Here is a 13,689-nt window from a genome sequence, read left to right as displayed (position 1 = left end):
TGACTTCGTCAGTTCTATTTACAACCTCAAAGCGGTGCTTTGAGCAACCTGCGGCTAGTTTCCTAGTTTGCTCTTTGATTTTCATTGAGTATTAATTCCAAAATCCAGTCAAGGTACCAGTGTATGTGATACGTTTATCTTTCGTATCTTCAGGGAAATTGGGGAAGTCAAAAAGTCTTTGGGTTACAATATGGTTTCCGTTCTTCTATCTCTTCTTCTATCACCTAAGTTTAAAATCTAACTTCGTAGTATATTATGGGCCAATAATTCAGAATTATCAAGCAATTTTGAATTATTTTTTTCTTATTCTGTTCCAATCTAGTTTTCATATTCTTAAAAAAGTGATAAAATGGTAGGAAGAATTGGAGAGTAGAGATGCCGAAAGAAGTGAATTTAACAGGCGAAGAAGTTGTCGCTTTAACCAAAGAATATTTAACGGAAGAGGATGTCCATTTTGTCCATAAGGCCTTGGTCTATGCGGTGGATTGTCATAGTGGTCAATACCGCAAATCAGGCGAGCCTTATATCATTCACCCTATTCAAGTGGCAGGTATTCTAGCCAAACTCAAGCTGGATGCTGTAACGGTAGCTTGTGGTTTCTTGCATGATGTGGTGGAAGATACAGATGCGACCTTGGATGATTTGGAAAGAGAGTTTGGTCCCGATGTGCGCGTGATTGTTGACGGAGTCACCAAGCTTGGCAAGGTCGAGTACAAGTCTCACGAAGAGCAGTTGGCTGAAAATCATCGCAAGATGCTCATGGCCATGTCTGAGGACATCCGCGTTATCTTGGTCAAACTGTCTGACCGCTTGCACAATATGCGAACCCTGAAACATCTTCGAAAAGACAAGCAGGAGCGCATTTCCAAAGAAACTATGGAAATCTATGCCCCACTTGCTCACCGTTTGGGGATTTCCAGTGTCAAATGGGAATTGGAAGACCTGTCTTTCCGTTATCTCAACCCGACAGAGTTTTACAAGATTACCAATATGATGAAGGAAAAGCGCAGAGAGCGTGAAGCCTTGGTGGATGAGGTAGTCACAAAATTAGAGGAGTATACGATAGATCGTCACTTGAAAGGGAAGATTTATGGTCGTCCCAAGCATATTTACTCAATTTTCCGCAAAATGCAGGACAAGAGAAAACGGTTTGAGGAAATCTATGACCTGATTGCCATTCGTTGTATTTTGGATACCCAAAGTGATGTTTATGCCATGCTTGGTTATGTGCATGAACTTTGGAAACCCATGCCTGGTCGCTTTAAGGACTACATCGCTAACCGCAAGGCAAATGGTTACCAGTCTATCCATACGACTGTCTATGGGCCAAAAGGACCGATTGAATTCCAAATTCGGACCAAGGCCATGCACGAGGTGGCTGAGTACGGGGTTGCGGCTCACTGGGCTTATAAGAAAGGCGTTAAGGGGCAGGTTAACAGTAAGGAGTCTGCTATTGGGATGAACTGGATCAAGGAGATGATGGAGCTTCAAGATCAGGCTGATGATGCCAAGGAATTTGTGGACTCTGTTAAGGAAAACTATCTGGCTGAGGAGATTTACGTCTTTACACCAGATGGAGCTGTCCGTTCTCTTCCAAAAGATTCAGGACCTATTGACTTTGCTTATGAAATCCATACTAAAGTCGGTGAAAAAGCGACTGGTGCCAAGGTCAACGGCCGTATGGTTCCACTGACAACCAAGCTCAAAACAGGGGATCAGGTTGAAATTGTCACCAACCCCAACTCCTTTGGACCTAGCCGCGACTGGCTCAATATGGTCAAGACCAGCAAGGCGCGCAACAAGATTCGTCAGTTTTTTAAAAACCAAGATAAGGAATTATCTGTTAATAAGGGTCGTGAAATGTTGATGACCCAGTTCCAAGAAAATGGCTATGTGGCCAATAAATTTATGGACAAGCGTCATATGGACCAAGTCCTGCAAAAGACCAGCTACAAGACAGAAGACTCCCTCTTTGCGGCCATTGGTTTTGGGGAAATCGGTGCTATTACTGTCTTTAATCGTCTGACTGAAAAGGAACGTCGTGAAGAAGAACGTGCCAAGGCCAAGGCTGAGGCAGAAGAACTTGTCAAAGGTGGCGAGGTCAAGGTTGAAAATAAAGAAACCCTCAAGGTCAAGCATGAAGGTGGTGTGGTCATTGAAGGTGCTTCTGGTCTCCTAGTGCGGATTGCCAAGTGTTGTAACCCCGTGCCTGGTGATGATATTGTCGGCTACATTACCAAGGGTCGTGGTGTGGCTATTCACCGTGTGGACTGTATGAACCTGCGCGCCCAAGAAAACTACGAGCAACGTCTCCTTGATGTGGAGTGGGAAGGTCAGTACTCTAGCTCAAATAAAGAGTATATGGCTCATATTGATATTTATGGCCTCAACCGTACAGGATTGTTGAACGATGTACTGCAAGTTCTCTCAAACACAACCAAGAATATTTCAACAGTCAATGCCCAACCAACCAAGGATATGAAATTTGCCAATATCCATGTGTCCTTTGGCATTACCAACCTCTCGACGCTGACTACGGTTGTGGACAAGATTAAGAGTGTGCCAGAAGTTTACTCTGTCAAACGAACCAACGGTTAATTGTCTGAGTTCTTACTAGAAAGGCTATTATGAAAATCATTATCCAACGTGTTAAAAAAGCCCAAGTCAGTATCGAAGGTCAGGTTCAGGGAAAAATCAATCAGGGGCTCTTATTGCTGGTTGGTGTTGGACCAGAGGACCAAGAGGAAGATTTGGACTATGCTGTGAGAAAACTGGTCAATATGCGGATTTTTTCAGATGCAGAAGGCAGGATGAACCTATCTGTCAAAGATATTGAAGGAGAAATCCTTTCTATTTCCCAGTTTACCCTCTTTGCGGATACCAAGAAAGGCAATCGTCCAGCCTTTACAGAAGCAGCCAAACCTGATATGGCATCAGACTTCTATGATGTTTTCAACCAAAAACTAGCGCAAGAAGTGCCTGTTCATACAGGTATCTTTGGAGCGGATATGCAGGTTGAGCTGGTCAATGATGGGCCAGTTACCATTATCCTAGATACTAAAAATAGATAAGAAAGATCAAGCCCAGCCGGCTTGGTTTTTCTCATCTATCATAAAATACTCCAAAAGAAATCGGTGCTTGATAGGCTTGGGGAAAGTCTTGTTTCAGGATTTGGCAGGTGCGATAGGAAGGGATGAGATGTCCTAGGATGAGGAGAGTCCCCTGAAGGAAAAGTGGGGTACCACTTAAACATATCAAGGAGAGAATCATCAGGATATCCCATAGGAGAATTTGTAAGGCAAAAGACCAGAATCTCGGTCTAATCTGGGAATAGAATTGACTAAAGTGGTCACAAAGCTGGTTAGAAAGATAGGTCAACAGCACAGGGTGAAAGAAAATGAGCCAACCGCTATAAATCAAAATCCAATCCCAAGTAAGCACCTCTTTAAAAGCCAAAATGCCCAGCATGATTCCATCAATGACAAGGAGCTCAATGGTTTTGATGAAGATGATTTTTTTCATGATAAGCCCTCCTTTTTTCATCTGTTAGTGACGGAATAGTTTATATAATTATTATACAATATTTAGTTGGATTATGGAAGCGCTTACTATCGTTTTTGATATAAAAAATAGATAAGAAAACCCTGAAAATCAAACTTTCAGGGTTGGTTGGGGTACTTGAGAAATTAGTTGATTTTCTCGACATAGAGTTGTTTGGCAATGTCCATATTCACTTGTAAATCATTGTCTTTATTAAGGATAGTGAATGTGTTGCTGAAGCCATCAAACTGCTTGACTTGGAGCTGGTCACCGATGTGAAGTGAGTGCTTATCCAGATAATGGAGAATGTCAAAACTATCATGCACCCGAGTCAGGCGGTAGGCGCCAGCTTCCTTGATATCAGCTAGTGGCAGGTTATTGATTTCAACGAGGAGTTCTCCCTTGGCAGGAATAGTTCCTCCGTGGGGGCAGGTTTTAGGGAAACCTAGCAGTTTATCTAGTCTTTCCACGAACAGGTCAGAGACAGTGTGTTCCAAGACCTCAGCTTCCTCGTGAATCTGGTCACTTGTATAGTCTAAATGATGAACTAGAAAAACTTCAATCAAGCGGTGCTTACGATAGAGCTCAGAGACCAGTTTGAGGCCGAGGTCAGTCAGTAGATAGCCACATTCCTTGTCCTTTAGGATGAGGTTTTCACTCTTCATCCGTTTGATCATTTCAGTTACGGCAGGGGGAGAGACTTGCATGCGGGCAGCAATTTCCTTGTTGGTGATTTTATGCAGGTCTATGCCAATTTCATAAATACACTTTAGATAATCTTCTTTATTCGGGGTCATTCGTTTCCTCTTGTCTAATATCTTTATCTAGTATATCAAAAAAAGCTAGATTTCTCTAGCTGTGACTTTTTATGTTATACTTATTGCAAGAGAAAAAACGAGGAGATGAATATGACAAAAATAGCCCTTCTTTCAGATATTCATGGAAATACCACCGCCTTGGAGGCTGTTTTGGCAGATGCTCGGCAGCTAGGAGTGGATGAATACTGGCTTTTGGGAGACATTCTCATGCCAGGGACAGGGCGTAGAAGGATTTTGGACTTGTTGGCTCAACTACCGATTACAGCTAGAGTTTTGGGAAACTGGGAAGACAGTCTTTGGCATGGTGTCCGCAAGGAATGGGATAGTACTCGTCCCAGTCAACGCTATCTCTTGCGCCAGTGCCAGTATGTTTTAGAGGAAATATCCCTAGAAGAAATCGAATTGCTCCACAATCAACCACTCCAGCTTCATCGTCAGTTTGGGGCTTTGACGGTGGGAATTAGCCATCATCTACCTGATAAGAATTGGGGGCGTGAGTTGATTCATACTGGAGCGCAAGAGGATTTTGACCGCTTGGTGACCAATCCACCTTGTGATATTGCTGTTTATGGTCATATTCACCAGCAGTTGCTTCGTTACGGTACTGGTGGGCAATTGATTGTTAATCCGGGTTCGATTGGGCAGCCTTTCTTTCTAGATGCTCAGTTGCGGAAGGACTTGCGGGCCCAGTATATGATTTTGGAGTTTGATGACAAGGGCTTGGTAGATATGAACTTCCGACGAGTAGACTACGATGTGGCAGCTGAATTGCAGTTGGCTAAAGATCTTAAACTTCCCTATTTTGAGGTTTACTATGAAAGTCTGGTCAATGGTATCCATCATACTCATAATCAGGAATTTCTGAGAGAATTGGCCCAGAAAGAGGGATACGATAGGGAGTTAGATGCCTGGTTGAAAGGTGGTAATGATTGACATTACAACTAAAAAGGGTATAATAAAAGAAAAAGAAGAGTAGAGGCAGGGATGTCTCGTAAAAAGGAGAAGAGGATGCAAATTCCAAGTAGATTTACCATTGCGACTCATATGCTGATAATCATTGCCCTCAAGGGGAAGGAAAGCAAGGTGACCAGTGATTTTTTAGCTGCTAGTGTCGGGGTCAATCCTGTCATTATCAGAAAAACCTTGTCCCAGTTGAAGAAGGCAGAGCTGATTTCAGTCGCGCGTGGAACAGGGGGAACAGAGATTGTCAAGGATCTCAAGGACATTAGTCTATTAGATGTTTATCAAGCGGTTGAGTGTCTTGGTAAGACAGGTCAACTCTTCAGTTTCCATGACAATCCGAATCCAAATTGTCCAGTTGGAGCTCATATTCATGATGTTTTGGATCAAAAATTGGAGAGAATCCAGCTGGCTATGGAGGCTGAACTTGGTCAGACCAGTTTAGAGCAAGTCGTGGCTGATGCAGAGAGTCAAATGAAGGAGTGAATTTTTTTTTAAAACAAGAAAGCTTATGAGAAGGTTTTTATACTCAATGAAAATCAAAAAGCAAACTAGGAAGCTAGCCGCAGGTTGCTCAAAGCACTGCTTTGAGGTTGTAGATAGAACTGACGCAGTCAGTAACCATAGCTACGGTAAGGCGACGCTGACGTGGTTTGAAGAGATTTTCGAAGAGTATTACCTTTTCATAAGCTTTTTATCTATTCTTCCAGGCTTGGTAACGGGTATCAATCAATAATTGGGTGAGGTGTCCCATGGTTTCCCTTTCTTCTGGAGTGAGGGATTGAGCTTGGACGAAGAGATGATGAATGTGTTCGATAGCCTTGAAGGAAGACAAGTCATTGATAGAAGTAATACCAGAATCAAGAATGGTTCCAAAGAAGAGATCGAAGTAGAGATGGAGTTCTTCGTCAGGGACTGTGGCCACCCACTCCTTGAAGGTTGTGTCAACTTGTTGGCTATCACTGTTGGTCTTATCCAGTTGGACGAAGTGCTTGTCCTCAATCTGCCAACTAAAGGTATCGTGCTGGGCGATACCACCTAAGGCAGTACTGTGCACGATGATTTGGTGGGCAGGAATTTCCAGCATCATACCGATAATGGAGCCTTGTGGGATGAAGACCTTGGTTCTCTCCATTATCCTTTGATAGCCCTCAGTTTGTGTCAGCTCTTTATGGAGACCAGGCGCATCAAAGGTATAAACTGCTGTGATCTGATTTTGCGAGCTTTGCTCAATTTGACTAGCAGCATAGATGGCTAGATTTCCTCCCTTGGAATGCCCAGCCAGAATGACCTTTTGCTTAGGATGGTGGGCAAAAAAGTTCTTTAAATAGCGAAGGGCGTGCTTTTGAGCAGGAATTTCCTTCATATAGGTCAGGTGGAAATCTTCCTTCCAGCCAATGATACTGTCATCTGTCCCACGAAAGACAATCAGATAGGTATCAAGAGTGAGGCGGTAGGTCATAGCAGCAAATTGCTTTTGCAGCTCAGGGTCAATGTCGTTGATAAAATGGGAGAGTTTGCAATTTTTGAAGTGTTTGTGTTGAGCTAGCTCATCTAATAGCTGGAGTCGATTTTTACTGGTCAACATGTTAGGATTCCTTGGAACCTGAGGTGCTAGGTCTAAAAGTCGCTGAGGATTTGTGGAGACCAGATTATCAAAGGAGAGGGAGGTTGTTTCTGTTAAGGCTAAAACATCTAATTCATTCAAAGCTAGGTCGTAAAAGGAATCGTATGCGACATCTTTCAGATAGTCAAAAATATTGGTCATAAGAACTCCTTTCTTTTTATTTATCTTAGCAAATTTCCCTCAAATTAGCTAGTAGGATTGGCTCACTTTGTTGGCTAAAAACAAGCTATGTCAAATTCAGTTTCAGACCTTCGAGCATGGAAAAATCTGTTATAATAATAGAAAAGGAGGAGCGCATGCACAAGATTTTATTAGTAGAAGATGATCAGGTTATTCGTCAACAAGTCGGAAAAATGCTCTCTGAATGGGGATTTGAAGTGGTTCTGGTAGAAGACTTTATGGAAGTTTTGAGTCTTTTTGTCCAATCGGAGCCTCATCTGGTCCTCATGGATATTGGACTGCCCTTGTTTAATGGCTATCACTGGTGTCAGGAGATTCGCAAGATTTCCAAGGTACCCATCATGTTTCTGTCTTCGAGAGACCAGGCTATGGATATCGTCATGGCAATCAATATGGGGGCGGATGACTTTGTGACCAAGCCGTTTGATCAGCAGGTTCTTTTAGCCAAGGTTCAGGGTTTGTTGCGCCGTTCCTATGAGTTTGGGCGTGATGAGAGTTTACTGGAATATGCTGGTGTTATCCTCAATACCAAATCCATGGATTTACATTATCAAGGGCAAGTCTTGAATTTGACCAAGAATGAATTCCAGATTTTACGTGTCTTGTTTGAGCATGCAGGCAACATCGTAGCACGTGACGACCTCATGCGGGAGCTTTGGAACAGTGACTTTTTCATTGATGACAATACCCTCTCAGTTAATGTGGCTCGTTTGCGTAAAAAGTTGGAAGAGCAGGGCCTGGTAGGATTTATCGAGACCAAGAAAGGAATAGGGTACGGATTAAAGCATGCTTGATTGGAAACAATTTTTTCTAGCCTATCTGCGCTCCCGTAGTCGTCTTTTGGTTTATCTGCTTTCTTTGACGTTTCTGGTCTTACTCTTTCAGTTTTTATTTGCCAGTTTGGGAACCTACTTTCTCTACTTTTTCCTCTTATGTTGCTTTGTAACCATCTTATTTTTCACTTGGGACATATTGATGGAAATGCAGGTTTATCGCAAGGAAGTTCTCTACGAGGAGAGAGAAGCCAAGTCTCCTTTGGAAGTAGCTTTAGCAGAAAAATTAGAAGTGCGTGAGATGGAACTCTATCAGCAAAGGTCAGATGCCGAAAGAAAACTGACGGATTTGCTGGATTACTATACCTTGTGGGTCCATCAGATTAAGACCCCTATTGCAGCCAATCAACTCTTAGTCGCAGAAGTAGCCGACCGCCAACTAAAGCAGCAGTTAGAACAGGAAATTTTCAAGATCGACTCCTATACCAATTTAGTTTTACAGTACCTGCGTTTAGAAAGTTTCCATGATGATTTGGTCTTAAAGCAGGTTCAAATTGAGGACTTGGTCAAGGAAATAATTCGGAAATATGCTCTTTTCTTTATTCAAAAAGGCCTAAATGTCAATCTACATGACCTTGATAAAGAAATTGTGACGGATAAAAAGTGGCTGCTAGTGGTTATTGAGCAAATCATCTCAAACAGTCTCAAGTACACCAAGGAAGGTGGTCTGGAGATTTATATGGACGGGCAAGAGCTTTGTATCAAGGATACGGGAATCGGGATAAAAAACAGTGATGTCCTCCGAGTCTTTGAACGTGGTTTCTCAGGATACAATGGCCGTTTGACCCAACAGTCCTCTGGCCTTGGCCTCTACCTATCTAAGAAAATTTCTGAAGAACTGGGTCACCAGATTCGTATTGAGTCTGAGGTCGGAAAAGGAACGACAGTGAGAATTAAGTTTGCTCAAGTGAACTTAGTCCTTGAGTGAGAAGAGACGAAAAAGCCTCCGGACTGGAGGCTTTTGTGCTAGGTTCTTATTTCTCAACGCGTGATTTGTTGGCGATATCAGCAAGGATAGCTCCAACAAAGTCATCAACTGAGACAGTTTGTGTTTCTTTTTGGCCATAGCGACGAACGTTGACTGTTCCGTCTTCCATTTCCTTGTCCCCAACGATCAATTGGTAAGGAATCTTGCTTGTTTGTGAAGCACGGATCTTGAACTGCATTTTTTCATTGCGCTCATCTACGTCTGCACGGACACCGCGGTCACGGAGTTTCTTAGCCACTTCCCAAGCGTAGTCCACGTGTTTTTCGTTAGATACTGGGATGAGGGTTACTTGGTGTGGTGCAAGCCATGTTGGGAAGGCACCCTTATAGTTCTCAATCAAAATAGCTGTGAAGCGTTCCATAGTTGAGATAACCCCACGGTGAATCATAACTGGACGGTGTTCTTCGCCATCAGCTCCGATGTATTTAAGGTCGAAGCGTTCTGGAAGTAAGAAGTCAAGTTGGATAGTAGAAAGAGTTTCTTCTTTTCCAAGAGCAGTTTTAACCTGGATATCCAATTTTGGTCCGTAGAAGGCTGCTTCGCCTTCGGCTTCAAAGTAGTCCACACCCATTTCATCAAGGGCTGCACGAAGCATGGTTTGGGCATTTTCCCACATCTCATCGTTGTCAAAGTACTTGTGAGTATCTTGAGGGTCGCGAAGAGAGAGACGGAAGCGGTAGTCAGTCAAGTTGAAGTCTTCATAAACATCGATAATCAACTGAAGGGCACGTTGGAATTCTTCTTGGATTTGTTCTGGAGTAACGAAAAGGTGACCGTCGTTGAGAGACATTTCACGCACACGTTGAAGACCAGTGAGGGCACCAGATTTTTCATAACGGTGCATCATACCGATTTCAGCGATACGGATTGGCAACTCACGGTAAGAGTGAACATGGTGTTTGAAGACTTGGATGTGGTGTGGGCAGTTCATTGGACGAAGGACAAATTCTTCCCCGTCACCCATGTCCATAGTTGGGAATATGTCTTCTTGGTAATGATCCCAGTGACCAGAAGTCTTGTAAAGTTCAACAGAAGCAAGTGGTGGAGTATAAACGTGTTGGTATCCAGAAGCCAACTCTTTGTCAACGATGTAGCGTTCCAACTCACGACGAATAGTCGCACCATTTGGCAACCAGAATGGAAGTCCTTGACCAACTTCTTGTGAAATCATAAAGAGGTCAAGCTCTTTACCAAGTTTACGGTGGTCACGTTCCTTAGCTTCTTCACGCATTTGAAGGTAGTTTTTCAAGTCTTTCTTGTCAAACCAAGCTGTACCGTAGATACGTTGCATCATAGCGTTGTCGCTATTTCCACGCCAGTAAGCACCTGCTACATGGAGAAGGTGGAAGATTTGGATACGACCTGTTGATGGAACGTGAGGTCCACGGCAGAGGTCTACATATTCACCCTGACGATAGATAGTCAAACCGCCTTCGTCTTCTGAGTGTTCTTCAATCAATTCCAACTTGTAAGGGTCATTTTTGAAGATTTCACGTGCCTCGTCTTTAGTCACTTCTTCACGAATAGATGGGAAGTTTTCTTTGACGATTTTTTGCATTTCTTCTTCGATACGAGGAAGGTCTTCGTTAGAGATTTGACCAGCTGTGTTGTCAGTATCGTAGTAGAAACCATCTTCGATGGCTGGACCAACTCCCAAGTGAATGTCTGGGAAAAGACGACGAGCTGCTTGGGCGAACAAGTGAGCTGCTGAGTGACGCAAGATTGGAAGGGCATCTTCGTGATCAGGTGTTACAATTTCGATGCTTCCATCTTCAGTGATAGCACGAGTAGTGTCGATGAGTTTGCCGTTGAATTTACCAGCTAAGGCTTTTTTAGCTAGGGAATTGCTGATAGATTGGGCAATTTCAAAAGTTGTAACGCCAGATTCGAATTCACGAACAGCGCCATCTGGGAAAGTAATGTTAATCATGATGTTCTCCTTACTTATATTATTGACGAATGTGTTAACCCTATTCTGAAAACAGGGACAGAGGATTTTGAAAGCTAGAAAAACAAAAAGCGACATCCTCAAAAGGACGTCGCAACGTGGTTCCACCTTCATTTATGTGCCTCAAAAAAGAGGGACACCTCTGATTGGCTCTAACGTGGCCACCGTTTTATGTTTGCATAAAAGTCAGTAGAGTAGTATCAGTATAGTCTTTCTATGCGTTCTCAGCAACCACGCACTCTCTAGTAGAAAGGGACTAAGTGACTTGTCTCTATGGATTATTATAGCATGATTGTGAGATTTTTCAAGGATTTTGTGAAAGTTTTTTGTTTTTCATTTTTGCAGAATATGCTTGATACCAATACCGGAAGCCATGCCGATCAGAGCAAAGGTTTCATAGGCTAAAAAGTAGACAATGCTAAAATCGTGGAAAGAAATGATAGTAAAGCAAAAGAGCAATCCAATGTCAAAAGGGAAAAAGGGAAACGGTAACCGTAAAGAAGAGAAACGATGAAGGTTACTAACGGAGAAAAGATAAAGATATTTAGAAGATGAGTCCTAGCAGATTGGAACCGGATGAGAGCAGTGAAAATAATTCATAAAGAGGCCAATAAAAAGAAGAATATGACCAGATAGTAGGTGAGATGGAAATAGAATTTACGCATGATAATCACCTCGTTTTAAAAAAACAGACAACTTAAATCTCTTGCTATGATTATTATAGCATGTTTAAAACAAGAAAGTAAATCTGTTGACAAAGAAGTTAGTTATTGGTAGAATAGTGAATGTCGTAAAGACAAATAACTTCTTCTTGGTTACAGGCATGCCAACCTGTCACTCGGATGAAGCCAAATAAAAAGGAGAAACATCATGGCAATCTCAAAAGAGAAAAAAAATGAAATCATTGCACAATATGCACGTCACGAAGGTGATACAGGTTCAGTAGAGGTTCAAGTTGCTGTCCTTACTTGGGAAATCAACCACCTTAACGAACACATCAAACAACACAAAAAAGACCACGCTACTTACCGTGGACTGATGAAAAAAATCGGTCGCCGTCGTAACTTGCTTGCATACTTGCGTAAAAACGACGTTAACCGTTACCGTGAGTTGATCAACTCTCTAGGACTTCGTCGCTAATTCAAGATACAAAGGCCGTCAAAAGCACAAAGCAAAAATAGGAAAATTGACGAAGAAACTTCAGTTTCTAGGAGATTTTATCTTTTTTGCCAAGTGCTTAGGCCGTGTTCAATTGAGCATATCTTGATAATAAAGCTACTCTAAATTGGGTAGCTTTTTTGCGTTGTCACCTTACCTCGCTATACTCAAGTATAATCTTCGGTTACGGTTCCTAACACTGTAAGGTAAAATAAACTAGCTTTTCTCCCTTCGGGGAGATTTTTTTGTTTCACTGAAAGTTTCGTACAATCTTCGCCTCGTCGCCTAGCCTATAAACGGTTTATCTAGCAAGAATCATGATGCTAAGGGTGTCAAAAATCCGTATGAAAATAGGGAAATGACACAGTGTTCGATGAACACAAGGAGTTTCATCTTTTCCACTAAGATTTTAGCCCGGGCTCAAATCAGCTCTCTGACTTCAGAGGGCTTTTTTATTGAGGTTTTATCGGTCACAATTTTGGAGACTACAAAAACCTCAAATGGTATCAGCTAATTACACCATAAAGGTGCGCAGCTACTCGGCTTGAAAAGTCGAGTAGGTGTCTGCAAGCCCCCTCGGAGAGCCCACACTTTACGAAGTAAAGTATAGTATGTTATACTTTACATGGAAGTAGTCACTGAATTCCAGTTAGAAATTACTTTGTAACTACGTTTTGAGGAGGAGTAAAATGCTTTCCTACGTTCGACATTACCCACTAGCGATAGCTAAATTAATGTGTCTGTGCTCTCCTAAAATCTGCTGATTTATTACTGACTAATACAGGAGGTTTTTTTTATGGGACAGACAATCATATCTGCTATTGGTGTTTATATTTCCACCAGTATCGATTATTTAATTATTTTAATTATTTTATTTGCACAGCTATCACAGAATAAACAGAAATGGCATATTTATGCGGGGCAATATCTAGGCACAGGCTTACTTGTAGGGGCGAGTTTAGTTGCTGCTTATGTCGTTAATTTCGTGCCTGAAGAATGGATGGTTGGATTGCTTGGTTTAATCCCTATCTATTTAGGGATTCGCTTTGCAATTGTTGGAGAAGATGCGGAAGAAGAAGAGGAAGAAATTATTGAAAGATTAGAACAAAGCAAGGCAAATCAACTGTTTTGGACAGTTACATTGCTGACAATTGCGTCTGGCGGAGATAATTTAGGTATCTATATACCTTATTTTGCTTCGTTAGATTGGTCACAGACCCTCGTGGCCTTGCTTGTGCTTGTAATCGGCATAATTATCTTTTGCGAGATTAGTCGAGTGTTATCCTCTATTCCCTTAATATTCGAGACAATTGAAAAATACGAGCGAATCATTGTGCCCTTAGTATTCATTCTACTCGGACTATACATCATGTATGAAAATGGCACGATAGAGACTTTTCTGATCGTGTAGATTTTTTTGTTTCACTAGGATTTTAGCCCGAGCTCAAATCAGCTCTCTGACTTCAGAGGGCTTTTTCATTGAGTATAAATGGACAAATCTTAACGTTACTCTATTGTAGAGTGGCTTTTGATTTGATTAGGAGATTCTTATAAATATAGTAAAATGAAATAAGAATAGGACAAATCGATCAGGACAGTCAAATCGATTTCTAAAAATGTTTTAGAAGTAGAGGTGT

General features: G+C 42.0%; 13 protein-coding genes and 2 pseudogenes. 9 read left to right on the top strand and 6 right to left on the bottom strand.

All coding sequences use genetic code 11. The annotated features are described in order from the left end of the window. The first annotated feature begins 375 nt into the window (after positions 1 to 375). Together HT709_RS04185 and dtd are read left to right on the top strand one after the other, a co-directional pair. The gene (locus HT709_RS04185) at positions 376 to 2,598 is read left to right on the top strand and encodes a bifunctional (p)ppGpp synthetase/guanosine-3',5'-bis(diphosphate) 3'-pyrophosphohydrolase (RefSeq protein WP_050207829.1); all 2,223 of its coding nucleotides are present in this window, start codon (positions 376 to 378) and stop codon (positions 2,596 to 2,598) included. A gap of 29 nt (positions 2,599 to 2,627) precedes the next feature. Then, on the top strand, positions 2,628 to 3,071 hold the full coding sequence (gene dtd / locus HT709_RS04180; RefSeq protein WP_023933223.1) for a D-aminoacyl-tRNA deacylase: 444 nt from the start codon (positions 2,628 to 2,630) through the stop codon (positions 3,069 to 3,071). Positions 3,072 to 3,102: 31 nt separating this feature from the next. On the opposite strand, the gene HT709_RS04175 is transcribed toward dtd, so the two are convergent. Next, positions 3,103 to 3,522, bottom strand: a complete 420-nt coding sequence (locus HT709_RS04175; protein WP_078374300.1) for a hypothetical protein — start codon at positions 3,520 to 3,522, stop codon at positions 3,103 to 3,105. 164 nt (positions 3,523 to 3,686) lie between these two features. Continuing rightward, positions 3,687 to 4,337: a metal-dependent transcriptional regulator gene (locus HT709_RS04170; RefSeq protein WP_081529985.1), complete on the bottom strand. Its 651-nt coding sequence runs from the start codon at positions 4,335 to 4,337 to the stop codon at positions 3,687 to 3,689. 111 nt (positions 4,338 to 4,448) lie between these two features. Between HT709_RS04170 and HT709_RS04165 the strand changes: the two genes are divergently transcribed. From HT709_RS04165 to HT709_RS11735, 3 genes are all read left to right on the top strand, one after another. Next, entirely contained in the window at positions 4,449 to 5,291 is an 843-nt protein-coding gene (locus HT709_RS04165) for a metallophosphoesterase family protein (protein ID WP_172925546.1), read from the top strand. 75 nt (positions 5,292 to 5,366) lie between these two features. After that, on the top strand, positions 5,367 to 5,804 hold the full coding sequence (locus HT709_RS04160) for an Rrf2 family transcriptional regulator (protein ID WP_001166796.1): 438 nt from the start codon (positions 5,367 to 5,369) through the stop codon (positions 5,802 to 5,804). 46 nt (positions 5,805 to 5,850) lie between these two features. Continuing rightward, entirely contained in the window at positions 5,851 to 6,054 is a 204-nt protein-coding gene (locus tag HT709_RS11735) for a hypothetical protein (RefSeq protein ID WP_050261691.1), read from the top strand. On the opposite strand, the gene HT709_RS04150 is transcribed toward HT709_RS11735, so the two are convergent. Next, complete coding sequence (locus HT709_RS04150; RefSeq protein ID WP_172925545.1) at positions 6,013 to 7,086, bottom strand: DUF2974 domain-containing protein; 1,074 nt, start codon at positions 7,084 to 7,086, stop codon at positions 6,013 to 6,015. The two genes, HT709_RS11735 and HT709_RS04150, sit on opposite strands and share 42 nt — an antisense overlap. A 155-nt stretch (positions 7,087 to 7,241) precedes the next feature. Between HT709_RS04150 and HT709_RS04145 the strand changes: the two genes are divergently transcribed. Both HT709_RS04145 and HT709_RS04140 read left to right on the top strand, forming a co-directional pair. After that, positions 7,242 to 7,919 carry a response regulator transcription factor gene (locus tag HT709_RS04145; RefSeq protein WP_000548991.1) on the top strand — a complete coding sequence of 226 codons (678 nt, stop codon included), beginning with the start codon at positions 7,242 to 7,244 and terminating at the stop codon, positions 7,917 to 7,919. After that, positions 7,912 to 8,886, top strand: a complete 975-nt coding sequence (locus tag HT709_RS04140) for a sensor histidine kinase (protein WP_050261661.1) — start codon at positions 7,912 to 7,914, stop codon at positions 8,884 to 8,886. Before HT709_RS04145 ends, HT709_RS04140 begins: the two co-directional genes overlap by 8 nt. Before the next feature lie 46 nt (positions 8,887 to 8,932). On the opposite strand, the gene thrS is transcribed toward HT709_RS04140, so the two are convergent. The 3 genes and pseudogenes from thrS to HT709_RS11730 all read right to left on the bottom strand — a co-directional run bounded on the left by thrS (position 8,933) and on the right by HT709_RS11730 (position 11,559). After that, positions 8,933 to 10,876 (bottom strand): threonine--tRNA ligase, encoded by a 1,944-nt coding sequence (gene thrS, locus HT709_RS04135; RefSeq protein WP_050261660.1) that lies wholly within the window; start codon positions 10,874 to 10,876, stop codon positions 8,933 to 8,935. A 40-nt stretch (positions 10,877 to 10,916) separates the two neighbouring features. Next, a pseudogene (locus HT709_RS04130) lies at positions 10,917 to 11,125 on the bottom strand (hypothetical protein). Between the two features lie 73 nt (positions 11,126 to 11,198). Further along, positions 11,199 to 11,559 (bottom strand): annotated as a pseudogene (locus HT709_RS11730) (hypothetical protein). Positions 11,560 to 11,764: 205 nt separating this feature from the next. Here HT709_RS11730 and rpsO point away from each other — a divergent pair. Both rpsO and HT709_RS04120 read left to right on the top strand, forming a co-directional pair. Beyond that, complete coding sequence (gene rpsO / locus HT709_RS04125) at positions 11,765 to 12,034, top strand: 30S ribosomal protein S15 (protein ID WP_001018251.1); 270 nt, start codon at positions 11,765 to 11,767, stop codon at positions 12,032 to 12,034. An 814-nt stretch (positions 12,035 to 12,848) separates the two neighbouring features. Beyond that, complete coding sequence (locus HT709_RS04120) at positions 12,849 to 13,463, top strand: CadD family cadmium resistance transporter (RefSeq protein ID WP_119942400.1); 615 nt, start codon at positions 12,849 to 12,851, stop codon at positions 13,461 to 13,463. The last annotated feature ends 226 nt before the right edge of the window (positions 13,464 to 13,689 follow it).

The organism is Streptococcus sp. 1343, assembly GCF_013277355.1.
Classification (GTDB): domain Bacteria; phylum Bacillota; class Bacilli; order Lactobacillales; family Streptococcaceae; genus Streptococcus; species Streptococcus pseudopneumoniae.
This window is presented reverse-complemented; position numbering and strand designations above follow the sequence as displayed.

What these genes read in the sequence shown, in the direction of transcription:
- HT709_RS04185 (WP_050207829.1), top strand. Translation starts at nt 376, where the DNA reads ATGCCGAAAGAAGTGAATTTAACAGGCGAAGAAGTTGTCGCTTTAACC.
- dtd (WP_023933223.1), top strand. Translation starts at nt 2,628, where the DNA reads ATGAAAATCATTATCCAACGTGTTAAAAAAGCCCAAGTCAGTATCGAA.
- HT709_RS04175 (WP_078374300.1), bottom strand. Translation starts at nt 3,522, where the DNA reads ATGAAAAAAATCATCTTCATCAAAACCATTGAGCTCCTTGTCATTGAT.
- HT709_RS04170 (WP_081529985.1), bottom strand. Translation starts at nt 4,337, where the DNA reads ATGACCCCGAATAAAGAAGATTATCTAAAGTGTATTTATGAAATTGGC.
- HT709_RS04165 (WP_172925546.1), top strand. Translation starts at nt 4,449, where the DNA reads ATGACAAAAATAGCCCTTCTTTCAGATATTCATGGAAATACCACCGCC.
- HT709_RS04160 (WP_001166796.1), top strand. Translation starts at nt 5,367, where the DNA reads ATGCAAATTCCAAGTAGATTTACCATTGCGACTCATATGCTGATAATC.
- HT709_RS11735 (WP_050261691.1), top strand. Translation starts at nt 5,851, where the DNA reads ATGAAAATCAAAAAGCAAACTAGGAAGCTAGCCGCAGGTTGCTCAAAG.
- HT709_RS04150 (WP_172925545.1), bottom strand. Translation starts at nt 7,086, where the DNA reads ATGACCAATATTTTTGACTATCTGAAAGATGTCGCATACGATTCCTTT.
- HT709_RS04145 (WP_000548991.1), top strand. Translation starts at nt 7,242, where the DNA reads ATGCACAAGATTTTATTAGTAGAAGATGATCAGGTTATTCGTCAACAA.
- HT709_RS04140 (WP_050261661.1), top strand. Translation starts at nt 7,912, where the DNA reads ATGCTTGATTGGAAACAATTTTTTCTAGCCTATCTGCGCTCCCGTAGT.
- thrS (WP_050261660.1), bottom strand. Translation starts at nt 10,876, where the DNA reads ATGATTAACATTACTTTCCCAGATGGCGCTGTTCGTGAATTCGAATCT.
- rpsO (WP_001018251.1), top strand. Translation starts at nt 11,765, where the DNA reads ATGGCAATCTCAAAAGAGAAAAAAAATGAAATCATTGCACAATATGCA.
- HT709_RS04120 (WP_119942400.1), top strand. Translation starts at nt 12,849, where the DNA reads ATGGGACAGACAATCATATCTGCTATTGGTGTTTATATTTCCACCAGT.